Source organism: Methylotenera sp. (assembly GCF_036401095.1).
In the GTDB taxonomy this organism is placed as follows: Bacteria; Pseudomonadota; Gammaproteobacteria; order Burkholderiales; family Methylophilaceae; genus Methylotenera.
The window spans coordinates 300,304-324,095 of sequence record NZ_DASWWA010000001.1; the positions used below are offsets into that span (position 1 = coordinate 300,304).

20 protein-coding genes are annotated in these 23,792 nt (G+C 43.1%); 11 read left to right on the plus strand and 9 right to left on the minus strand.

The annotated features are described in order from the left end of the window. Positions 1-28 precede the first annotated feature (28 nt). From rimM to xerD, 5 genes are all read left to right on the plus strand, one after another. A complete protein-coding gene (gene rimM, locus VGD82_RS01410) occupies positions 29-583 on the plus strand; it encodes a ribosome maturation factor RimM (protein WP_331018677.1) in 555 nt (184 codons plus the stop codon). Between the two features lie 33 nt (positions 584-616). After that, complete coding sequence (gene trmD, locus VGD82_RS01415) at positions 617-1,354, plus strand: tRNA (guanosine(37)-N1)-methyltransferase TrmD (RefSeq protein WP_331018678.1); 738 nt, start codon at positions 617-619, stop codon at positions 1,352-1,354. Between the two features lie 65 nt (positions 1,355-1,419). Continuing rightward, the gene (gene rplS / locus VGD82_RS01420; protein WP_135278707.1) at positions 1,420-1,815 is read left to right on the plus strand and encodes a 50S ribosomal protein L19; all 396 of its coding nucleotides are present in this window, start codon (positions 1,420-1,422) and stop codon (positions 1,813-1,815) included. 168 nt (positions 1,816-1,983) lie between these two features. Beyond that, on the plus strand, positions 1,984-2,520 hold the full coding sequence (locus tag VGD82_RS01425) for a methylated-DNA--[protein]-cysteine S-methyltransferase (protein WP_331018679.1): 537 nt from the start codon (positions 1,984-1,986) through the stop codon (positions 2,518-2,520). Then, entirely contained in the window at positions 2,513-3,421 is a 909-nt protein-coding gene (gene xerD / locus VGD82_RS01430) for a site-specific tyrosine recombinase XerD (RefSeq protein WP_331018680.1), read from the plus strand. The genes VGD82_RS01425 and xerD overlap by 8 nt, the downstream gene beginning before the upstream one ends. Positions 3,422-3,769: 348 nt before the next feature. Here the strand turns inward: xerD and folB are convergent, their stop codons facing one another. Then, positions 3,770-4,120 carry a dihydroneopterin aldolase gene (gene folB, locus VGD82_RS01435; protein ID WP_331018681.1) on the minus strand — a complete coding sequence of 117 codons (351 nt, stop codon included), beginning with the start codon at positions 4,118-4,120 and terminating at the stop codon, positions 3,770-3,772. Positions 4,121-4,263: 143 nt separating this feature from the next. Here folB and plsY point away from each other — a divergent pair, with 143 nt between their 5' ends. Then, positions 4,264-4,905, plus strand: a complete 642-nt coding sequence (gene plsY / locus VGD82_RS01440; RefSeq protein ID WP_331018682.1) for a glycerol-3-phosphate 1-O-acyltransferase PlsY — start codon at positions 4,264-4,266, stop codon at positions 4,903-4,905. A 37-nt stretch (positions 4,906-4,942) separates the two neighbouring features. Here the strand turns inward: plsY and tsaD are convergent, their stop codons facing one another. After that, positions 4,943-5,959 carry a tRNA (adenosine(37)-N6)-threonylcarbamoyltransferase complex transferase subunit TsaD gene (gene tsaD, locus VGD82_RS01445; RefSeq protein ID WP_331018683.1) on the minus strand — a complete coding sequence of 339 codons (1,017 nt, stop codon included), beginning with the start codon at positions 5,957-5,959 and terminating at the stop codon, positions 4,943-4,945. Positions 5,960-6,131: 172 nt separating this feature from the next. Here tsaD and rpsU point away from each other — a divergent pair, with 172 nt between their 5' ends. The 4 genes from rpsU (at position 6,132) to rpoD (ending at position 10,705) form a co-directional block, all read left to right on the plus strand. Beyond that, positions 6,132-6,344: a 30S ribosomal protein S21 gene (gene rpsU, locus VGD82_RS01450; RefSeq protein WP_015833002.1), complete on the plus strand. Its 213-nt coding sequence runs from the start codon at positions 6,132-6,134 to the stop codon at positions 6,342-6,344. A gap of 24 nt (positions 6,345-6,368) precedes the next feature. Then, positions 6,369-6,812, plus strand: coding sequence for a GatB/YqeY domain-containing protein (locus tag VGD82_RS01455; RefSeq protein ID WP_331018684.1), 444 nt, complete (start codon positions 6,369-6,371; stop codon positions 6,810-6,812). A gap of 119 nt (positions 6,813-6,931) precedes the next feature. Then, the gene (gene dnaG / locus VGD82_RS01460; RefSeq protein WP_331018685.1) at positions 6,932-8,671 is read left to right on the plus strand and encodes a DNA primase; all 1,740 of its coding nucleotides are present in this window, start codon (positions 6,932-6,934) and stop codon (positions 8,669-8,671) included. 93 nt (positions 8,672-8,764) lie between these two features. Next, positions 8,765-10,705 carry an RNA polymerase sigma factor RpoD gene (rpoD, locus tag VGD82_RS01465; RefSeq protein WP_331018686.1) on the plus strand — a complete coding sequence of 647 codons (1,941 nt, stop codon included), beginning with the start codon at positions 8,765-8,767 and terminating at the stop codon, positions 10,703-10,705. A gap of 754 nt (positions 10,706-11,459) precedes the next feature. On the opposite strand, the gene VGD82_RS01470 is transcribed toward rpoD, so the two are convergent. Genes VGD82_RS01470 through VGD82_RS01495 form a run of 6 tightly spaced genes read right to left on the minus strand, consistent with a single transcriptional unit; the run spans position 11,460 to position 22,568 of the window. Next, entirely contained in the window at positions 11,460-14,531 is a 3,072-nt protein-coding gene (locus VGD82_RS01470) for a DEAD/DEAH box helicase (RefSeq protein ID WP_331018687.1), read from the minus strand. A gap of 46 nt (positions 14,532-14,577) precedes the next feature. Continuing rightward, positions 14,578-15,474, minus strand: coding sequence for a Hachiman antiphage defense system protein HamA (locus VGD82_RS01475; protein ID WP_331018688.1), 897 nt, complete (start codon positions 15,472-15,474; stop codon positions 14,578-14,580). Further along, positions 15,449-18,418, minus strand: a complete 2,970-nt coding sequence (locus tag VGD82_RS01480; RefSeq protein WP_331018689.1) for an HsdR family type I site-specific deoxyribonuclease — start codon at positions 18,416-18,418, stop codon at positions 15,449-15,451. The genes VGD82_RS01475 and VGD82_RS01480 overlap by 26 nt, the downstream gene beginning before the upstream one ends. A 3-nt stretch (positions 18,419-18,421) precedes the next feature. Then, positions 18,422-19,612, minus strand: a complete 1,191-nt coding sequence (locus tag VGD82_RS01485) for a restriction endonuclease subunit S (protein ID WP_331018690.1) — start codon at positions 19,610-19,612, stop codon at positions 18,422-18,424. A gap of 6 nt (positions 19,613-19,618) precedes the next feature. Continuing rightward, a complete protein-coding gene (locus VGD82_RS01490) occupies positions 19,619-21,082 on the minus strand; it encodes a class I SAM-dependent DNA methyltransferase (RefSeq protein WP_331018691.1) in 1,464 nt (487 codons plus the stop codon). Position 21,083: 1 nt separating this feature from the next. Beyond that, positions 21,084-22,568: a class I SAM-dependent DNA methyltransferase gene (locus VGD82_RS01495; RefSeq protein ID WP_331018692.1), complete on the minus strand. Its 1,485-nt coding sequence runs from the start codon at positions 22,566-22,568 to the stop codon at positions 21,084-21,086. 256 nt (positions 22,569-22,824) lie between these two features. On the opposite strand from VGD82_RS01495, the gene VGD82_RS01500 reads away from it, so the two are divergent. Continuing rightward, positions 22,825-23,439 (plus strand): hypothetical protein, encoded by a 615-nt coding sequence (locus VGD82_RS01500; protein WP_331018693.1) that lies wholly within the window; start codon positions 22,825-22,827, stop codon positions 23,437-23,439. On the opposite strand, the gene VGD82_RS01505 is transcribed toward VGD82_RS01500, so the two are convergent. Further along, positions 23,429-23,746, minus strand: coding sequence for a helix-turn-helix transcriptional regulator (locus tag VGD82_RS01505; RefSeq protein WP_331018694.1), 318 nt, complete (start codon positions 23,744-23,746; stop codon positions 23,429-23,431). The genes VGD82_RS01500 and VGD82_RS01505 overlap by 11 nt on opposite strands. Between the last annotated feature and the right edge of the window lie 46 nt (positions 23,747-23,792).

Consider the following 23,792-nt stretch of genomic DNA (forward strand, 5'->3'; position numbering starts at 1 on the left):
GCTTAGGTAATTTACCTAAGCAATTAAAATGGCTGTGAATAACATGGTGGTAATGGGGCGCATTGTTGCGCCCTACGGCGTTTATGGTTGGCTCAAAGTGCTGCCTGATACCGAAGTGATTGATGGTCTGTTTGATTACGACACTTGGTGGCTAGGTAAAGGCGACGACTGGCGCGAAATGGTGGTAGAAACCGCTAAAATTCATAACGATGTGATTGTTGTGAAATTAGAGGGGATCGATGACCGTGATGCGGCATTTGCTTGTAAAGGTAAACAAATTGCTGTGCCTAGAAGCGAGTTGCCAGAGCCTGACGAGAATGAATATTACTGGTCAGACTTAGTCGGTTTGCGAGTTACCAATAGTCAGGGTGTTGATTTCGGCTTAATTACGGAAGTGTTTGAAACGGGCGCAAATGATGTGCTAGTGGTTAAACCGGATAATCTAGTTAAGTCTGATGTAGCGCCGGCAGATGCAGGGAAAGACAAACCGCAAGAGCGCCTGTTGCCTTTTGTTGCAGACGTAGTATTAGCGGTAGATTTAGAAGCTAAGACAATGCTGGTTGATTGGGACGAAGATTTTTAGTTTTGGTCAAAATCAAACCATATAAATTGAATCATGGCGTTTAAATTTGACATAGTGACCCTGTTTCCTGAAATGTTTGATGCCATCACTAAGCATGGTATTACAAGCAGGGCAATGCAGCAGGGTATTTATGAAGTTGGCTTTTGGAATCCGCGTGATTTCACCAGTGATAATCATAAAACCGTAGATGATAGGCCGTATGGTGGTGGTCCTGGCATGGTGATGCTGGTACAGCCGCTTGAGCAAGCGATTGGCGCAGCTAAGGCAGCGCAAACCATAGAGCAAGCTGATAGCTGGGTGGTGCATTTATCTCCAGCCGGTAAGCCGCTGACCCATCAAAAGGTCATGGAGTTAAGCAAGAAGCAAGGCTTGGTATTGCTTGCCAGTCGATATGAAGGTGTCGATCAGCGTTTAATCGACGCTGAAGTCGATGAAGAAATATCAATTGGTGATTATGTGTTAAGTGGTGGTGAGTTGCCTGCGATGGCGTTGATGGATGCGATTATCCGCCAGCTGCCAGGTGCGTTAGGTGATAGTGATTCTGCGATTGAAGACTCATTCGTAGATGGCCTGTTAGATTGCCCGCACTACACAAGACCAGAAGAATATAAGGGTGTGAAAGTACCGGCAGTGTTAATGTCTGGTAATCATGCCAAGATTAAGCAATGGCGTTTGAAAATGTCATTGCACAGAACCCGGGATCAACGTCCCGATTTATTGGCCGCAAGGCCGTTGACGAAAGAGGAAACACGGCTGCTACAAGAAGATTAGTAGCAGGAACAAGTTTCTTCACAATTAAAAGGAACTCCGACGGGCAACCGGAAGAGATAAAGAAGATGGCAGATATTATTAAAATGTTAGAGCAGGAAGAAATTGCCCGCCTAAACAAAACAATCCCTGACTTTGCACCAGGCGACACAGTAGTAGTTGGCGTGAACGTAGTTGAAGGTACACGTAAACGTGTGCAGTCATACGAAGGCGTTGTTATCGCTAAACGTAACCGTGGTTTGAACTCATCATTCATCGTACGTAAAATCTCTTCAGGTGAAGGCGTTGAGCGTACATTCCAAACTTACTCACCATTGATCGCTTCAATCGAATTGAAACGCCGCGGTGATGTACGTCGTGCGAAACTGTATTACCTCCGTGAGCGTTCAGGTAAATCTGCACGTATTAAAGAGAAATTAGTAGCACGTGACAGAGACGTTTTAGCGCCAGTAGAAAAAGCGTAAGACTCAGTCTTAGTGTTGTAAAACACAGCAAAGCCCCAATAGATGAAAATCATTGGGGTTTTTTGTTATGTACGGTCACCAGGCAGTTTTCTTGCCTAGCTAGTAGGCTTTGGTGTGGCTTACGCTAGCTTGCTTTAGTTTAATCTTGCTTTGGTTTACTATGACAAGATGAATATTAACCTCCCAATCGTACATGATGATGCCTACATCAAGGCGCCTTTTGGTGCTGTGCGCATTACTATTCATGATGAACAGTTAATGATAGAACTGTTGGCGTTGCCAGCAGATGTGCAAGCGTTACCGTCGCGTGGGGAAGTGGCGCTAGAAACTCCGTCCACCCACTCATTAGTGCGCCTTGCATCTCAGCAGGTTATGCAATATTTGCAGCAAGCCAGCTCAGCGTTTGAGTTGCCTATGCAGCAAAATGGCACAGCCTTCCAGCAAAAGGTGTGGCAGGCAATCGCCGCCATCCCGCGTGGGCAAACCCGCACCTATAGTGAGCTTGCACAGCATATTGGCTCAGGCCCGCGTGCGGTTGCCAATGCCTGTGGTGCCAATCGTTTGCCATTGCTGATTCCATGCCATCGAGTGGTGGCTAAAAGTGGCTTAGGCGGCTTTATGCAGGGCACGCACAATGGTTTGCTCATTAAGCAATGGCTGTTGCAGCATGAATCAGCTAACCCAGAAGGACGCTTGCATGAGTGAGCGTGCACTTGCGCCCGAAGATGTGGCAAGTATTGATGCGTTTATCGATGCCATTTGGTTGGAGGATGGCTTATCTAAAAATACATTGGATAGTTATCGATTAGATTTAACCGCATTCGCCATTTGGGCGTCGACGCAGAATAAAAGTCTACTCACCATTGATAAAGCCGATGTGCAGCAATATTTGGCTGTTAAGTTTCCACTTAGTAAACCACGTAGTATTGGTCGCCTAATCGCCACCCTTAGGCGATTCTATCGCTATAGTTTGCGTGAGAACCAAGTCGCAATAGATCCTACATTGCAGATTGAATCCCCCAAGTTACCACGTAGCTTGCCTAAGAGTTTGAATGAGGAGGAGGTAGAGGCATTGCTTAACGCGCCGGATGTTGATGACGCATTGGGCTTGCGTGATAAAGCGATGCTTGAGTTGTTATATGCCAGCGGTTTGCGTGTCTCGGAATTGGTGTCAATTAAAATTAGCGAAATTAGCATGAGTGACAGCGTAGTTCGTGTCACGGGTAAGGGCAGTAAAACACGTTTAGTGCCGATGGGTGAAAATGCCGTAGAGTGGATTTCGCGCTATTTAAAAACTGCACGGCCGCATATTTTGCAAAATCGCCTGTGTGATGCTGTGTTTGTGACAAACCGTGGTGATGCTATGACACGCCAAACATTTTGGTACATGATTAAGCGTTATGCATTGCTGGCTGGCATCACTAAACATATCTCCCCACATGTGTTGCGTCATGCCTTTGCCACACATTTGCTCAACCATGGGGCGGATTTAAGGGTGGTGCAGATGTTGCTCGGGCATTCAGATATTTCAACGACGCAAATCTATACCTATGTAGCACGTGAGCGCTTGAAGAAGTTGCATGCGGCTCATCATCCGCGAGGTTAGTGGTCACTCCGACGAAAGTCGCAATCTAGTGGCTTTGTGGCTAAGGTGATTGTTGAACTGTGTCGGGGGTAGCCCGATAGCTAGTTACTTTCATTAACTGCCTGAAAAGCATCAGTAATTGGGTGTGTCCGCCAAGTGCCCGCTGTTACACAGCGATCTTGGCGCCAAAAGTAACCAAAGAAAACAGCGTCCCGTGCCGCTGATTTACTACGTTGCTCATCCCTATGACTGTCAATCAAAACTCGCCCTAACAAGCCACATAAAGCATGGTTTGTCGCGGAGCTCCAACAGCTGATTAACAGAATTTCTCACGGGTATAGCGTTACTCGGCGCGTCAGAAGGGGGTAATTATTTTCGCCTCTCGATTATCACACCCAAAGCCTTCAATCCTGGCAATATCGTAGGCTTAGCTACTTTAATCTTCACGCTCAATGCGTTAAATTCTTTCAGTATCAATTGGCATAGATGTTCTGCTAGTTTTTCTACTAGCTGAAAGCTGTTTTCTTGTAGGGTTTCACGTACACGGCTAACCACTGCGCCGTAGTCGATAGTGTCGTTTACATCGTCGCTTTGGCAAGCTTGACTGAGGTCGTAGCCGATTTCTATGTCTAGGATAATCGTCTGCGCGGTCATACGCTCCCAATCGGGCACGCCGAGTTTAGTTTGTACTTTAACTTCGCTTAAAAAAATGGTGTCCATAATGCCTTATTTGTATGTCGTCGTTCCCGCCAAGGCGGTAATCCAGTAATATCTTGAATATTAAACCACAATTTATTGTGGTGTTGCGCTAATAAGAAATGGATTCCCGTCTATATGGGATGACAATTAGAGAGAGTGTTTAAATGAATGAGTTAGGTTTTATTCCGGTTACCTTGGTTCCTGCTGTATGGATAGTTGCGGCTTACCTGCTGGGGTCTATTGCTTTTGGTATTTTGGTGAGTAAGTTGTTTGGCTTGCCTGACCCGCGCACCGTGGGCAGTGGCAATATTGGTGCAACCAATGTGGCGCGTAGTGGTAAAAAGTCCGCTGCGATTCTTACCTTGCTGGGCGATGTGTTTAAGGGCTGGTTCCCGGTATGGCTGGCTTTACAGTCTGGCATGACCATGTGGGTAGTGAGCGCGGTAGGTTTGGCGGTGTTTTTTGGTCATTTATACCCAATCTACTACGGTTTTAAAGGTGGTAAAGGAGTGGCAACTGCCTTAGGTGTAATGCTGGCGATTGATCCTATGCTGGCTTTGGCAGCTGTGTTAACTTGGATTGCGGTGTTTGCCGTGTCGCGTTATTCATCACTTGCAGCATTGGTAGCTGCTACGTTGGCGCCGGTGTATGCATGGTTCTTGCTGGCTAATGCAGATAATGCAATTGGTGTTTCAGATTATGTGCAGATGGTATTGGTAATGTCCGTCTTCCTGATATGGCGCCATAGAAGCAATATCAAAAAGCTATTGGCTGGCACGGAGTCAGGCTTCGGTAAAAAGAAATAAGCGCGCCGCATCATGCCTTGTAGATAAGGTATGATGGTTATGGTGCTTGTAGTTCGCTTAAGTTCCAGCGCGGTTTTACGCTAAAGCTGTAATTCGGATTTCTTTGCATAGCTTTCAGGCGCATCGCGCCTGCAAACGCAATCATGGCACCATTGTCTGTACAAAATTCTAAACGTGGGTAGCTAACTTTGCATAGCTTCCGTTTGGTGGCGGCGTTGAGTTTTTCGCGCAGTTTTGCATTTGCGCCCACTCCGCCAGATACAATCAGATTGTCTAGCCCCGTCTCACGTAGTGCACTCATGCACTTGATGGTGAGCACCTCAGTCACGGCCTCTTGAAACTCATAAGCGATATCGGCTTTAGTTTCATTATCTAGTGGCTGATGCTGATTCACCAATGTTAATACCGAGGTTTTTAGTCCGCTGAAGCTAAAGTTCAGATCGCTACTATTGAGTAGTGGGCGTGGTAATTTAAAGCGTGGCTTGCCTGTTTTAGCTAAGTTGGATAGTGCAGGGCCGCCCGGATAACCTAACCCTAGTAATTTAGCGGTTTTATCAAATGCCTCGCCAGCGGCATCGTCTAGCGTGTCGCCTAATAATTCATATTGGCCTATGCCATCAACGCGCATAAGCTGACTATGACCACCAGAAACTAATAGGGCAACAAATGGAAACGCAGGTGGGTTGTCTTCTAATAAAGGCGCTAATAAGTGACCTTCAAGGTGATGGACGTTGATAGTGGGGATTTGCAGGCTAAATGCTAATGACTCGGCAAAGCTGGTGCCTACAAGTAGTGCGCCAGAGAGGCCTGGGCCTTGCGTGTAGGCAATGGCGTCGATGTCTTGTAATGTTTTGTTAGCATCTTTCAATGCAAGCTCAGTCAGTGGCAGTACGCGGCGGATATGGTCGCGTGATGCAAGTTCCGGCACTACGCCGCCATATTCTGCATGCATCTCTACTTGTGAGTGCAGCGTATGGGATAATAGGCCATGGTCCGTGTCGTATAAGGCGATACCGGTTTCGTCACACGATGATTCAACGCCTAAAACTAACATTTATTTGGGTCCATTTTTGTCATAAAGTGCATTTTTATAATACAAAGCTATAAAAGTAATTGAATAAAAGTAATTATACGATTAAAATGGTGGACTTTTCTCAAGTTTATGAGCCTTTGTTTGGCGGACTTGAGCATCACCTAATTAAATTGTTGCAGATAAGAGAGAATAAATGTCTAGTGTACGCGTAAAAGAAAATGAGCCGTTTGACGTTGCTCTACGTCGCTTTAAGCGCCTAATTGAAAAAACTGGTTTGTTGAATGATCTTCGCGCTCGCGAATTTTACGAGAAGCCAACATGGGAACGTAAACGTAAAGCTGCTGCTGCTGTTAAGCGTCAATATCGTCGCTTGATGAAGCAAACATTACCAGCAAAATTGTACTAATAGCCTCTAAGTAGAGTTATTAGCATGTCGTTAAAAGCTCAGATATCTGAGGACATGAAAACCGCGATGCGCGCTAAAGATAGCGTGCGTTTGGGTGCAATACGTTTGTTACAAGCGGCTATTAAACAGCGTGAAGTAGATGAGCGTATTGAGTTGGATGATAGCAATGTGATTGCTGTCATCGAAAAAATGCTCAAACAGCGTCGCGATTCTATTGCTGCGTATGAGTCAGCGAATCGTCATGATTTAGCTGATGTAGAAAAGTTTGAAGTTACCGTGCTACAAACCTATTTACCACAACAACTGACTGAAGATGAGATTAAAGCCATCTTGGAAAAAGTTGTTGTTGATACAGGCGCCGCTGGTATTAAAGACATGGGCAAGGTAATGGCAGAAATTAAGCCATTAGTCGCTGGTCGTGCTGATATGGGTAAAATCTCCGGATTGATTAAAACTCGTCTAGGTTAACCTGTAGCGATAAGTGCAAGTAGACATTCAAGGAGCGATATGCTCCTTTTTTGTTTTAAATTCGCTAGAATTGCTAGCAAATTCTATTCACGTAGTTATTTTTAGCTAAAGCAGACACTTTGATACCTGAGAGTTTTATTCAAGAGTTGCTCAATCGCGTTGATATTGTCGACGTGATAGATAAAAGCGTACCGCTTAAAAAAGCCGGTGCTAATTATTCTGCCTGCTGCCCATTTCATAATGAAAAATCCCCCAGCTTTACTGTAAGTCCTACCAAGCAGTTTTATCATTGCTTTGGCTGTGGCGCGCATGGTACCTCTATCGGTTTTATTATGGAGTATCAAGGCCTTAGCTTTGTTGATGCAATACATGATCTAGCCAAGATGGCCGGTATGACGGTGCCGCAAGAGGTACGTGATAACGATAAACCCGCGCCTAAGGTGGTTGTCGGCTTGCAGGAGGCGCTGCAGCAAGCCGCCAATTTTTATAAAGCTGAGCTGAAAAAATCCCCGCGCGCTATTGAATATTTGAAGGCGCGTGGCTTGAGCGGTCAAGTCGCCGCTAAGTTTCAGGTAGGCTATGCGCCGGCTGGCTGGCAAAATTTACAGACTGTTTTTCCGCATTATGAGAACGAGGCGCTAAATGTAGCTGGCTTGGTGGTGGAAAATGATCAGGGTAAGCGCTATGACCGCTTTCGCGATCGCATCATGTTTCCAATTCATGACCAAAAAGGTCAGGTGATTGGTTTTGGTGGTCGAGTAATCAATCCGGAAGATACGCCTAAATATTACAACTCACCAGAAACGCCGTTGTTTCAAAAAGGGCATGAGTTGTATGGCCTGTTTTTGGCACGCAGGGCAATCCGTGATGCAGGGCGGGCCTTGGTAGTGGAAGGTTATATGGATGTGGTGGCGCTAGCACAATACGGCATTGAGTATGCAGTGGCTGCGCTTGGTACCGCAACAACGCCTTACCATATTACGAAACTGATGCGCCAAGCGGATGAAATTGTATTTTGTTTTGATGGTGATAACGCTGGGCGCACCGCGGCTTGGCGTGCTGCAATGAACGCATTGCCTGCATTGACGGACGGTTTGAAGTTGTCATTTCTGTTTTTGCCTAAAGAGCACGACCCAGATTCTTATGTACGTGAGTTTGGTAAAGAAAAATTTGAAGCTGAAATTAAATCGGCAATGCCGTTGTCTCAATACATATTGCAGCATTTGAGCGAGGATAATTCTCTGCAAAGTCAGGAAGATAGGGTGCGCTTTCTGAATGAAGCTGAGCCTATTATGCAGCAGATTAGTGCGCCTCGTAGTGCGATGTATTTGCGTAAAAAAGTAGCTGAGCTTGCGCAGTTGTCAGAAGATGAGATGCACGCGTTGTTAAAGCTGCCTAATTTGAATAAGGTGCCGGTGAAAGCTAAGCCAAAGTTGACGCGAACCACGATGTCGCTGCAAAAACGCTTTGGTTTGATGCTATTGATGCACCCAACGCTGGCGCAACAAGATGATTTAAGCTTATTGGATGAACGAGATGATGCCGATGCATTATTGCGTCAGGTGATTGAAATCTGCCTGACGCATCCCCATTCTAAACCTGCGGTACTGTTACGCGAGTTGGAGAAAAAAATTGATGCTAGTGTCCTGCAAGAGTTGCAGCGTGAGTTAACGCTGCTGGATGATACGCTAGACCAAGCGCAAGAGGTTGCAGGTGCGCGACAGCAGTTGCAGGCAGTGCATACACAGCGACAAGGTGCGTCATTATTGGCGCGAATTAGCGAAAAACCTTTGAGCGCATTAACTGCTGATGAAATCGCATTATTGAAATCTGTAGGCAATAAACCCCAGCCAAAATAAGGCTATATTCTGTTATAATGCACGGTTACGGTAATCTTATTCACCATATGTGATGTAGGCATCATGGCTGAGCTAAAATTTTAGAGGTAAGACATGGCAAGACCAAAGAAAAGTGATCAACAAGCTGAAAAAAATGCAGAAGACTACGTTCGTCCAGAACAGTTGCAAGAAGTCAGCGCTGAAGAGCGCCGCATTCGTCTAAAAAGCTTAATCATATTAGGTAAGGAGCGCGGCTACCTGACCTATGCAGAGATTAACGATCACTTGCCAGATGATGTTCAAGGCTCTGAGCAGATTGATGGCATCATCGGCATGATTAACGACATGGGTATTCAGGTGTACGAAGAAACGCCTGATGCTGAAGCGTTGTTAATGTCTGATGCACCTCCAGCGGTGACTGATGATGATGCTGTGGAGGAGGCTGAACAAGCACTTGCCACAGTAGACTCTGAGTTTGGCCGTACTACCGACCCTGTGCGTATGTATATGCGTGAAATGGGTACGGTTGACTTGCTCACACGCGAAAGCGAAATTGAGATTGCACGCCGTATTGAAGATGGCCTGAAACACATGGTGCAGGCGATTGCCGCTTGCCCAACCACGATTGCTGCTTTGTTGGAAATGGTAGACAAAGTTGAACGTGATGAACTGAGTGTAGATGACTTGGTAGACGGCTTGATTGATTCTGATATTGGTCTAGATGACGCAATGACAGAAGATACGCAAGACGATGAAGAGCCGGAAGTTGACGAAGATGAAGACGAAGGCGACGAAGACGGTGCAAAAGCTGCAGCTATCTCTGCTGAAGCGTTAGCTAAGCTTAAAGAAGAGCTGCTTAAACGCTTCCAAGTAGTGCGTGCAGCACACCAGAAAATGACAGTAATCTTGCCGGTTAAAGGCTCGCAAGACCCTGAGTACCTAGCTTTGCTGTCAGAAATTCTTGTTGAGTTAACGGCATTCCGTTTCTCACCAAAACAAGTAGAAACACTATGTGACCAAGTGCGCGGCTTAGTTGAAACTGTACGTGGCCATGAGCGTAAAGTGCTGGACTTCTGCGTAGAAAAAGCAGGCATGCCACGCCCGTACTTCATTAAATCATTTCCAGGCAATGAAAGTAATTTAGCTTGGTTGGAAGAAGAGCTTAAATCAGACAAGCCATACAATGAAAAATTGGCGCGTTTCAATCACTCAATTTTAGACCAGCAACAACGCATTATTGATTTAGAAACCAAAGTAGGTATTTCAGCGAAAGAGCTGAAAGAAATCAACAAGCAAATGACAACAGGCGAGGCGCGTGCGCGTCGTGCTAAGCGTGAAATGATTGAAGCTAACTTGCGTTTGGTGATTTCTATTGCTAAAAAATACACCAACCGAGGCTTGCAGTTCTTGGACTTGATTCAAGAAGGTAATATCGGTTTGATGAAAGCGGTAGATAAGTTTGAATACCGCCGCGGTTTCAAATTCTCAACCTATGCAACATGGTGGATTCGTCAGGCGATTACACGTTCTATCGCTGACCAAGCGCGTACGATTCGTATTCCGGTGCATATGATTGAAACGATTAATAAAATGAATCGTATCAGCCGCCAAATTCTGCAAGAAACTGGTATTGAGCCAGACCCAGCATTGCTAGCTGAGAAAATGGAAATGCCTGAAGACAAGATTCGTAAAATCTTGAAAATCAGCAAAGAGCCAATTTCGATGGAAACACCAATCGGTGATGATGAAGATTCGCACTTGGGTGACTTTATTGAAGACAGCACGACCTTAGCACCTGTGGATGCGGCGGTATACGCAAGCTTGCGCGATGCGACAAGTGAAGTGTTGGAGTCACTAACACCACGTGAAGCTAAAGTATTACGTATGCGTTTTGGTATTGAAATGAACACAGACCATACCTTGGAAGAAGTAGGTAAGCAATTTGATGTAACGCGTGAGCGTATTAGACAAATTGAAGCGAAGGCGCTACGTAAATTGCGCCATCCAACTCGTTCAGAAAGATTAAGAAGCTTCTTAGAAACTGGACAAGATTAGTTTAAAATAACGACTTCAAAAGTTTAGGCCCCCTAGCTCATGCTTGGTTAGAGCAGCGGACTCATAATCCAACGCTCCAACAAAGCTCCTAGGGACTTAGTTGATAATTTTCATGTGCTTAAGTACATATAGCAGTAAAAGAATTTAGTAATACCGAGACCACTTTAATTCGGTAGTTTCGGAGTGTGTTGATGTTAAAATCGTTCACGATAAAAAGTTACGGCCCCTTAGCTCATGCTTGGTTAGAGCAGCGGACTCATATGTAAATGTGCCATATACGTGGAAACTGTATATGGGATGGTGTCAAATTCGGTGAAACCTGACGGCAGTAAAATGCACAAGGCAATGCCGAGCTAAGCTTCAAATAGAAATGTTTGTTGAAAGTGTAGAGACTAGACGGCACCCACCTAATGCAATCGTAATGGTTGTTATGGTGAAGGCATAGTCCAGGGAGGCGGGAAACCGTCACAAACCAGAATCCGTTGGTGCTGTGTTCGACTCACAGAGGGGCCACCATTTAAGAACGACTTAGGGAGAAATCTCTAGGTCGTTTTTGTTTGTTGACAAAAATTATTGATGTGTCTATAGCACTCTCTATTGGTAGTTCGCCACAGTCAGCTTTGAGAATCTTAGGCACTTTGCCGTTATAGGTGTTGCTAGTAGCATTATTCACTCTGAATTTTCAAAAGTACGATCGGAGTTTCCTACAAAATTTCAGTTTCCTCAAAATTATTTATAAAACTGGCCCCCTGATTTATATTGATCTTAGAACTGTCTGAAAGTAACTAGGGTAGTTATCAAGAATCACCTCTAAATCAAAGTAATATAAATCAGCCGAATCTCCCCAATATGAATCGCCATAACCTCTTCCAACTAATTCGTCACGAACTCGAATTGCAACGCACCGATCACTAAACCCTTTTTCATAAATTGAGATTGATAGGGAATCTGGGAGACCATACTTTAAAGCTTTTTGGAATATCTTAAATGCTGAATCCATTCCAACAATAAGCTCATCAAAAAACAAAAACTCTGCAATAGCACCCAAAAGAAGAGAACATTGAAAGGCTAGCGTATTGTCACAAAACTCAATAACATCCTCAAAAGTAATCTGCCTTCTTCTATTCTCACCATATGGTTTACTCCCGCCCACTGAGCATACATGCTCATAAATCTCTCCGTAACTTAGGCCACTTAACCATTTGAATGCTATGTCATGGGCGAGTGTTGATGGTTCTATTGCATGAAAAAACTTATCAACAAGTAATGTAGGAAAGAGATGCCATACCAAATCTAAAAATTCTTGATTTGAGCTGGCGATTAACAGTCGTTCTCGATTCTCATTGACCCAGTGCTCTACTTTTTTTGCCTCACTAATACCTAGTAAAGTTTTCGCATACTTAGTCTGTTTTACTATATCCGGCTCTGTCTCATTCAAATAATCTGCTAAACGTGTGAAAAGTATAACGATGTCTTTACGAACATCTACAGAAGCCAAATGAAATGCTAATGTTTGAGTAGCCAACCTTTCTGCAGCATATCTAAACTCATCAAAATCAACAGTCCCGCGGTTAGCCATTAAATGGCTTTCTATTGCATGTAAGTATTTTCTTCGTCTAGCTAGATCGGCAATTATCTGTTTTTTATCAAACCTAACTTGCTGATTTATCCTAATAACCTCATCTGCAAAATTGGACCATGAATTTTCCCCGCCCATAAGAATACTCATCAGATAATCTGCACCTAAATCTAATGAAGACTTTTCATCCATGCTTAGAATTGGTTGAAAAATATCTAAAATAGAGCTGGTTGTTAATTCAGAGCGATCTGGAAACAACAATTGCACAGATGAGTCAAACTTCCAACGATCAGTACGTCTTGTGTCATAAACATCTGAGTCGGCAAAAATAATCAGCCCCTCTGTGTGCATTCCTGAACGACCGGCACGGCCTACTAAGTTCTGAAAATCTCTAACTTTGATTTTTTCTTGCCCTTGGTAAATACTTGTAACAATTAAATATCTAATAGGAAGATTTACACCTTGAGCGAGGGTAGATGTACAGGCAACAAACCTTATCAATCCTTTTTGCATCGCATATTCGATACTTAATCTTATACCCTGTGGTGTTGCGCCATGATGAACAAAAACACCTAGTAAGGCTGAGCGAGTAAATACAGAATTTTGTCCGTAATTCTCAGTAAACAAAACATTCAGTCTGCGGAGTTCTTCTTGGTTAGATACAGCCGCAGGTGGTGCGATTCCCAGATCTAAACCATAAATTTCAACAACACGTTTGGCGAAACTTGTTGCGGTATCTTTACGACCACAAAATATTGCTACAGCCCCCTCAGGGACTAACTTTAGACCCAAATATAACGCGATGTCATTAGGATCATTTTTTTCCGGGAAATACCTATCTTTTTTCTGACGAGGTTGCCTTTCAAACTTAGTCTGTTCAATTACTCTTGGAACAAAATAATCCGCTTGGGTATATTCATTCGACTCAAAGAAAATAAGCTGACCTAATCGCTCTATCCAGCTTGCAAAAGCTACAGATCTTGAAGTTGGCAAAAGACCCACTCCATTTATGACTTTTGCATCCTCACCGATCAACCACTCTCCAACTTCAGCAGCATTCTGAATTACTGCCGAAACAAGGACTGTTTGAGCAGTATTTGGTAGCAGAGATTTAATTTCTGTTAATAGCAACTCATAAGTAATTCCTCTGCTTCCTGAGTCAAATTGATGACCTTCATCATAAACTACTAAGCCAATACTATTTAACAAAGAGGGTGTTTGCCTTAGAACATACAGTAGCTTCTCAGGGGTAACGACCAGTAGGTATTTCGATACAGGTTCAAATCCACCTAATAATTCAGCAATGTCGTTCAGGAAGTCCAACTGAATTGCATCCGTCAACTCATTTACTTTGATGTTATCGTCTTTGAAGTCGCGTCTTAAGGTGGTACCAATTTCGTGACATAGTGCTCTAAATGGTGCAACGATAACCGCAAGATTCGTTCGGTTGGATAAAAAGGCGCTACGAATTACTATTTCTATAGATCGAGTTTTTCCAGCGCTTGTAGGCATTTGCACCACCCCGGAATTACCAGAAAAAATCCCAGCTTCCCCTAAAAGCATTTGAGATGGCCATAACTCTTTTGGAAAACCATTTCTATTAATTGATGCGCCCCATTGAGAGGCATCAATCCCTGTGAATCTTGGAAGCGTTTCCCATGCTGAAGCATTAAATCTGATACGCATTACAGCGGTGATGATGTCGATAAAGAGTAATTCCTTGGGTGTACCAGACTTATATACTTCAGTCCTTAAAGACTTTAAAAGTGAAATTGACTCTTGAGGATTGGTGCCAGAGGCAAAGTGATTGCCAATTGAATTAATAATATACTGAAGAGCTTGATCCCAAAGCGGGTGTTGGATTTGAAGGTTTTCTGTCCAATTGGACTTCAATATCCAAGCAAGTAATTTATCGAAAGAATCTTCAAGAACTGATTCATCTAACTTTCTTGCCATAACAAGGCTACTGCCAGGGCGGCCTGCAAGATAGTATGCTGATGCAGCTAGTAATATTGTGTCGTTATTAAGTTCTTGTTCAAATTTTGACTCTAGAAAAGCATCAAAGAAGCTAGCAGAAAAGCTTAGCTCCTCAATTTCTTTGCTTGAAACATCAATTAAATCATCTGCTTGAGCAAGTTTTGCAGCAACATCACCTAATGTTCCTATCGTCAGTAAAAAAAGCTCCTCTGGATTGCTGCCTTGAGGAACTTCAATATGTAAATTCTCAGGCAAACCAAACTCAAACATCTTACCTATAGATCTGGTAATCCCTAATAAACGCTTACTGTTGAACTCATGCCTCATTTGCAGCACTCTCGTAAATTGAATTTACCAAAGTCATGAGCTCAGTGCCTTTAAATATTATTAACTCTAAGTTGGTGGCGTTTTTATGTTCAGACACTGTAGTATTTTCTTGAATCGATTCCCCATCGAAAACATCATCTGTTAATACTGCCGCAGCACCTGACTTATACGTATAAGGTCTATCAGTAGAATTTTGAAAGCGTTCGACTAGTTTTGCTTTCTCTTGATTGTCCGATCTGATTAATCTTTGCTTTGCTGCGTTTAATGTTTGAGCAATCCTAACAATATCCTTTGATGAGTCATTGATTGCGGTCTGGAGGCGATTATCATAGGTGTCTCCCGTTGACTGTGCTTTTACTTCAAAAGTTAAAAGAATGTCTGTTGGTCTGGGTGTAGCAATATTTGCACATTTGAATCCAACAATATCTACCCCTTTAACTGACTCATTTCTACTCGCCTTTTCAGCATACTTCGTTCTGGGCACCCAGTAATTTTGAACAAACTCAACATAATCAGTGATCAGCAATTCTGCAAAATCACCAGATCGAATTGAAGGGCCAGGAGCAGAACTTTTGTCTGGAAATATTAATTGCTCAAGATAGTCTTTCCTAGAAAGTCCAGTTCCCTCTCTAAATAAGTCTATCTCATGGTCTGGACAGTAGTTTTGACGGAAGGATTTTGCCCACGCTTTTTTTATTTCCTCTGTGGGAGGTACAAGCTCCCAAATCTTAATTTCAGCACCATCTGAGGTTGTAAGTGATTTGCCTGAATCGGTAAAACAGCTTATGTGATCTGGTTTGTCTAACGTCCCCGTGCCTGTCATATTGATATTATTTTCTTGTGTTATTTTAAGGCTAACTCTAGTAATACTCTTTGATATAAGCATAAGCCCGATCAAATAAATCTTGATCTTTATGCAGCGAATATTTCAGCAACGCTTTGCGCAACGACTTTTGCACTTCACGTTCACCTGACACAGTGCTTTGCCAACCTGGGAATCGCACCACCCTCACAATGGCGTCAATATCAGTAACGATACGCTCTACCACAGCGGGTGTTTGGTCGGTTTTAAGCTCTAAAAATAGCTCGGTAAGCGCCGCTTGTGGCGTTTTTTCCTGTACCGCATCGGCCAGTTCTTTTTCTGCCTGAATAGTATCTTTGGCTAATTTGCAGAGCTCTTTCACAAACTCGATAGATGAGATCAAGCCTCTTTCTGCTTTATCGCGCAGGGCTTCTAGCCGTTCGCTGAGTGCTTTAAATTGTGGAATGCCGTCACGTTTTTTAAAGCGTTCAACCAGTAGTTTTTCGAGTTGTTTGGTTTTCTTGGGGTCTGGGTTGTTGAAAATATCTTCAATCACATCTGCATCCAAGACAAACTCATCGAGTTGATGTACGTCACCCACATGTATATTTTCATGTATCAATTGCGTGGTTTGCGCGCCCAAGGTAAGCCAGAGTAATTTGCCAATATTGTCTGAGGCAGGTTTGACTGATTCGAACACTTGTGCCAGCCAGCGGTAGTCTTTGGTGTATAAATCTAAAACTCTATCCGGGGATAGCGATTCCCAAAGCTTGCTGAGGTGTTTAAAGTCTTTAGCAAAGGCATCTTTTTTCGCATCGGTGTTGATGGCATTTTGAGCTGCCTCCAATCCTTCAAAGCCTTCTAGCTCTCTATCCACCCCTTCAAAATGCGCAAGGGCTGCGCGCATGGCGGCTGGTAATTGGTCGCGCAACTCTGAAAGATTGCTAATCACTTGTTTGACGCTTTCTTCATCAAACGAGAGCGCTTTGGCGGCATCGTCAAACACGCCAAAATAATCCACGATGCGGCCAAATGTTTTATGTGGGAACAAGCGATTCGTGCGGCATATTGCCTGCAATAAAGTATGGTCTTTGAGCGATTTATCCAAGTACATGGTTTGCAGAATCGGCGCATCAAACCCTGTTAGCAATTTAGCCGTCACTATCAAAAATTTCAGCTCAGAGTTCGCCTCATTAAACTCATCCGTAATTTTCTCTTGCTGGCTTTTATCTACTGCCCACTTTTGCTTAAACTCATATTCATCATTGGCGGATGTTGAAATCACCACGCGGCTGGCTTCGGTTGAAAAATGCTTATCCAACTCTTCTTTATATTGCACACAGGCAAATCGGTCTGGCGTCACTATCATCGCCTTAAAGCCATGTGGCGCGACTTTCTCTTTAAAATGCTGGGCAATGTCTTCTACAATTTTGGCAACGCGCTCAGGGGCTTTTAAAAACGCCGCCATTTTGGCTGATTTTTGGTTAAGTGCATCGGCTTCTTCATCTGTCAGGGCAGACTCTTCTTTAAACTGCGTAAACGCATCATCCAAGGCTTTTTTATCCACATGCACATCAACCAAACGTGGTTCAAAGTGCAAGGGCAAAGTTGCTTCGTCACGAATAGAATCATGGAAGGTATAGCGCGATAAATACCCAGCTTCATCTTCCTCAGCACCAAAAGCCCAAAAGGTGTTTTTATCTGCTTTGTTCACTGGCGTACCCGTTAAGCCAAACAAAAAGGCATTCGGCAAAGCTGCGCGCATTTGGCGGCCCAAGTCACCTTCTTGTGTGCGGTGCGCTTCATCTACCAACACAATAATATTCTCACGCGTATTCATATTAGGTTTGGCATCCCTAAACTTATGAATCATCGAGATTATGATTTTGCGCGTATCACGCTCTAGCAGGCTTTGTAGCTCTTTAATATTGTCCGTGGTTTCCACGTTAGGAATATCCGCCGCATTAAAAGTGCCACTAATTTGCGTATCTAAATCCGTTCTATCTACAAGTACCACCACCGTGGGGCTTTTGAGCTCTGGTGCTCTGCGCAGTTTTTGCGCGGCAAACACCATGAGCAACGATTTACCGGACCCTTGAAAGTGCCAAATCAAACCTTTTTTAATCCGGCCATCAATCACACGTTCAACAATTTTATTAGCACCTTCATATTGCTGAAAGCGCGGAATTATCTTCATGCGTTGCTTTTTCTTGTTGGTGGTGAACAAAGAAAAGTTTTGCATAATATCCAGCAACCGTGCTGGTTTTAATAAATCGGAGAGCTCTTCGCCAATTCCAGCCAGGCCTAATTTTTTTGCTAATACACTCTCACCCTCTGTAAGGCGCCAAGGCGCCCAAAACTCTAAAGGGCAACGTATCGCGCCATAAAACAACTCTTTACCCTCAGTGGCAAAACTTAGCACGTTCGGTACAAACAATTGCGGCACAGCGTTTTCATAAATATTGTGAATTTCATTGGCACCATCCAACCAACTTATGGATGGACGTATCGGCGTTTTGGCTTCACCGACAACAACAGAGATGCCATTAATCAAAAATACAATATCGGGGATTTTTGTTTCGCGGTGATGAATGCGAAATTGGTTGGTGACGATGTAACTATTTTGGCTTAAATCATCAAAATCAATCAGCTTCACAGGCACATGGCGATTGTTCTCACCAAATGGCATGGTTTTATCGCCCACCATCCATTTAAAAAACTCTTCATTGGCTTTTACCAAACCCACTTGGTTTACCGAGATTAAAATCGCCCGAAGCTTATATATCACCTCATCGGCCAACTCAGGCTTGGCGGTAATTTCGGGGTTAAGTTTAATCAGTGATGCTTTGAGTTCAGACTCTAGCATTACCTCATTCACACCACGGTTTAATTGTTCGGGGGATTGATACACCCACTCAGCGCCATAGGCTTTTTTGGGCTGCTCAACATGCGCAGATTGATTCAAATTCACACCACTCATTTGGTGAATGATGTAATGTTCTACGCTGTTGAGTTCGGTGAAAGCCATTTTTTAGAATATATGATTAATTAAGCTATCTTGTAGCGCTTTAGATTTACATATTTTTAATTTAATTGTTTTGATTGTGTTTTCATATTCAACAATTTTTTTAGCTATTTTTTTTTGTAAAAACTCCTCTGGTATAACAACCTTAAATGATTTTACTGAAGATTTGGGTATTTCGAGAAATGTACTTCCTCCAGCCAATCTAGTTAATTCCGGAGTAATGTGTTGTAGTAAGAAATATAGAAAATAATTATTGATTGAAGACTTGCAAATAAAGTTTGTGAATCCTTGATTTGTTGCCATCGCTACATCATTTATTATTGCATAGCCTATTGTTGCCCTCGAACAATATAATATTGAACCAGGAGGATAGATACGATTTGAAATGCTCTTTAGACCGTCTTTTGTTATCCTCTCTTTAGTCGTTGACAAGTGTATGTCTTCATTTTTTGTTACATCTGTAGGTGTCAACCATGGTATATCCCCACCCCAAAATTCAGGATTAGTCCTTGATGGAGTTGAACCCCCTGAAATCTCTGCAACGTCCTCTAATTTTTTAACTGAGAAGCCATTTGGCAGAGCAGACTCAATACCAGTTTCGTATTTATAGAGAACAGAATTGATATAAGTTTTCCTGGATATATAAATGCTTCTTAATAACTCTTCTTCTTGCTCAATTACTTTATCCAGAGCCCATAAAATCTTAAAAATAGACTTTTGTTGTTCCTTGTTTGGTATTAAAAATTGTTGAGACTTTAATGTGCCCCAATTAATCGTAGGTGATAGAGAGCCCACAGAAATATCCACTGCTCTATGCATAAAAGCATCTGAGTGCATAAAAAATGGAAACAGTTGTGAGTCAATTATTTCAGGGTTGGCTCGCAAAACCAAGGCATGCGCTGAGCAAAATCCATGTGTGGTTGCTACAGCTGCTTTACGTTGATAAGCACGACGGCGACCAAAAATCACATCGCCAGGATAAAATCTGAGCTTTTGTCCATCTACATCATCTGGCGTGCCAGAGCGCTTAAGGTGAATGGATTCTGAGTCAATATGCTCTAAACCGACATACACTTCTAAGTCGGTATTGTTAGGGTCCACGCGCTCAGAAATGTTTTTGACGATTTGATCAAAGCGGTAGCTTTTCCACTCAGATTTATCGAGATTTTTTAAATTGAGTGCTGGTAGGTTTTCCATAAGCATTTATCCAAGCACCTTAAACAATTCAGTCATGCTATTTTTAACTTGATCTGATGATTGAACCCAATTTTTTACCGCCTCATCCAAAGTAATTTCTGCTCCTTTAGATTCCACATTGCTTACATACAGTGCCATATTGAGGCTGGCGTTGTGTTTGAGCACATCATCAATACTTACCAATTTACAAAAACCTTCTTGGTCTTTAAATGCTTGATAGGCTTGGTAGATCCGCGTTATATGATTTGCTTCTAGAAAGGCTATATTCTTGTCTTGGCGTACTTCTTTTACCGCATTGATAATCAGCACTTTGCCTTTTTTATCTTCGCTTTTATTAGTGTTAGTCACTAACAAACAGGCTTCCATCGGTGAGTTGTAAAACAAGTTTGGTCCAAGTCCAATCACGCATTCCACTTGGTCTTGTTCAATCATTTTCCGACGCATGTCTTGTTCGGCATCTCTAAACAAAATGCCGTGTGGCCACAATGTGACTGAGCGACCGTTTTTAGGGTCTAAACTTTTTTGGATGTGTTGTTGAAAGGCATAATCAGCACAGCCTTGTGGCGGTGTACCCCAGAGATTTCTGCCATACGGGTCATTTTCAAAGCTTTTTCTATCCCACGATTTAATCGAGTAAGGCGGGTTAGCCAAAATCACATTAAAGGTTTTAAGCGCATCGTGCTCAATAAAGGCAGGTTGGGCTAAGGTGTCACCACGCACCACACTAAACTCTTCTATGCCATGCAAGAACATGTTCATGCGTGCAATGGCCGATGTGAGCAAATTAATCTCTTGCCCATAGAGTTTGAGCGTGCGGTATTCTTTGCCTTCTTCTTTTAAATGCAGGGCGCAGTTAAGTAGCAAACCACCAGAGCCGCATGTGGGGTCATATACCGATTCACCTGGTTGTGGGTTGGCAATCATGGTCATGAGTTTGACCACTGTGCGATTGGTGTAGAACTCTGCTGCAGTGTGTCCACTGTCGTCAGCAAACTCTTTAATCAGGTATTCATACGCGTTGCCCAATTTATCATCGGGCACATTGCTTAAATTGAGTTTGCGCTGAGAAAAATGCTCCACCAAGTTGTTAAGTGTTTCATCTGAAAGGCGGTCTTTATTGGTCCAACTGGCATCACCAAAAATGCCTTGCAGAGTATCTGGGTTCGCTTGCTCAATCGCACGCATGGCATTTTGAATCGCCAATCCCACATTGGTTGTCACTGCCCGCACATCACGCCAATGCGCACCTTCAGGCACCTCAAAGTGGTGATTTTCTGCAAAAGCCGCGTACTCTAAATCACCATCACTCTCAGCCAGCGCTTTTTCAAACTCTTCGTCATACACATCTGAAATACGCTTGAAGAACAGCAGTGGGAAGATATACTGCTTGTAATCCCCCGCATCAATCGTACCTCTGAGCGCAGTTGCAGCACCCCATAAAAATTTTTCTAGTTCTTGTTGGGTCATCATCTTAGGCAATAAATTTCTGTAATATCGCTTTAAATTTTTCTTCAGCTTCTAGGCTGGCTTGCCAGGCTTGTTTTAAATCAGCCAGTGCTTCTTCAACCGTGGGTAGATTATCTTCAATAACTTTTTCAACATACAGCGGAATGTTGAGATTGAAATCGTTCTCTTGCAGCATGTCTAGATTCACCACTTTGACGTGATCTTGAACATCGGCAAAAGCTAGATACCATTGATAAATTTGGTTGATATGTTCTGGCTCTAGATAGTTTTGCGCACGGCCAACGCGGATTTGGTCGGCGGCATCAATAAACAACACTTTGCCTTTTTTAGCAGCATCTTTGTTTTGCCTAAACACCATGACACAGGCGGCAATCGATGCGCCGTAAAAGATATTCGGCCCAAGGCCTATGACAGCCTCTAATAAATCTTGCCTGATCAGCGCTTCACGAATGGTGGCTTCAGCGCCTTTGCGGAATAATGCGCCATGCGGCAATACCACGGCCATGCGGCCAGTGCTGTTCATAGACTTAACCATGTGCTGCACCCAAGCCATGTCACCATTGCTTTGTGGCGGAACGGCAGCAATATTTCTGCCATATGGGTCATTTGCCCAATTGTCTGCGCCCCATTCTTTAAGTGAGAAAGGTGGGTTTGCAATCACACAATCAAATGTTTTTAGACCATCTGCCTCAAAAAAAGCGGGGCTGCGTAAGGTATCGCCACGAGCAATTTCAAAATCTTCAATGCCATGCAAAAACATGTTCATGCGGGCGATGGAGCTTGAAGTGAGGTTTTTCTCTTGGCCGTAGAGTTTGAGTGTGCGGTAGTCTTTGCTGGTTTCTCTCAAATGCTCAGCGCATTCGAGCAACATGCCGCCAGTACCGCAGGCAGGGTCGTAAATGGATTCTCCCTCTTTGGGGTCTAAAATTAAACCGAGCAGATGAACGACTGAACGTGGGGTATAGAACTCCCCAGCTTTTTTGTTGGTTAAATCAGCAAAGTGTTTGATCAAATATTCATAAGCCTGGCCAAGAATGTCTGGGTTGACGTTCTCGTTGCCAAGGTTGTATTGTGAGTAGTGTTCAATCAAGTCAATCAACAAGCGGTCTGAAAGCTTGTTTTTGTTGCTCCATTGCGCATCACCAAAAATGCCATACAAAAACTCTTGGTTGGCTTGCTCAATGCCGCGCAGTGCTGTTTCAATCGCTACGCCAACATTTGTTGTTTTCTGGCGTACGTCTTTCCAATGACAGTTTTCTGGAATCTCAAAACGATGCATTTCAGGCAGAGAAGCATAATCTTTATCGCCATCAGACTCTTCAAGCGCAATTCGATACTCTTCATCATAAACATCTGAGATACGCTTGAAGAAAAGCAGCGGAAAAATATACACCTTGAAGTCGGAAGCATCGACGGGCCCTTTAAGAATCCAGGCAGCTTTTGAAAGGTATTGTTCTAACTGAGTTAATGTAATTTTTTTAATTTCCACAATTTCTTCTTATTGAATTATTTTTGCATTTAAAATAACTAAAGTCTTCTCGTAAGCTCAATTTGCGCCTTTTTGAGCGCTTCAATCTCATCTTAAACCCAGCGAACCTCCCAATTATATTAGAAATTGCTTTGAGTGGTATTAATAGCTATGCCTACACATAGATTTCTGCCGATAAAGGATTTTTTGCATAACTATCTAGCTGAATTACTTACCCAAATTATGCAAAGCTCAATACACCAAGTATTTGATTGCAATGGTTTTAAGGACTGCTTTCCCAAGCTTGCACCCATCACAAAGAGCTCATTACATACTTACAACTAATAGACCTAGTACCGCCCATCGATTAATTACTTTAGGCTTTATTTTGCCCATAACTCAGAAAGAGGATATTTCTATAGCTAACTTCAAACCTAAAAAACTTATCACATACCGAACACCTAAACTTGGCCACACAGCAAAACAAGTCTCAAAATCCCTTCTAGAAACCTCAACCAGTTTGTCGCACAAAACCTTTCGCAGCTTCACAAAACACCAATCTGAAACCAATGAAACAACTAACCGCTACATCAACATCATGGAAGCACAACAAAGTATTAACTTCATATTTGCAGATATCAAGTTAAGAAATCGGCGTATGCATAGGGAAAACCTAGGCCACGAACGATTAGTAGAAACTGGCAAACCCGATGGTTACATCAGAATTGCATGGGGTTGGCTTGTTGACTACCTGCTTTTTGTGTTGGATTTGATATGGGGCGTGATTCAGCCCATAGTGCTGATATTTGTGATGCTGATAGTCCGTATTGTATTAATTATCTTTTATACAACTCTTGGCTTTTACCTAATTTATAAACTCATTACTTCGTGACTTCATCTAGCTTTAAAAACTTCATCAGTTCTAGTTTTTCAGCGGCATCAAGTTGACCGTACCTTAAAATCAGTTTGGCCATGTCGTCATCCCTTGTATAGAAGTACGGTGTTGGCACATTCAGCACCAATGCCAAACGCTCCACTGTCGAGTAGTCAGGAACATGCACACCACGTTCATACTGGTTTATACGTGGACTCGCTGAGAACTCATCAATACCCGCCGCAATGCCAAGCCTCTTCTGTGACAAGCCAGCTGCCAGTCTTGCTTCAAGCAATCGTTTCGTAATAACTGATGTGTGGTCCATCAAATCTCTAGGTACGGTTAGATATCTAAGAGATTCTTAGTTTTTG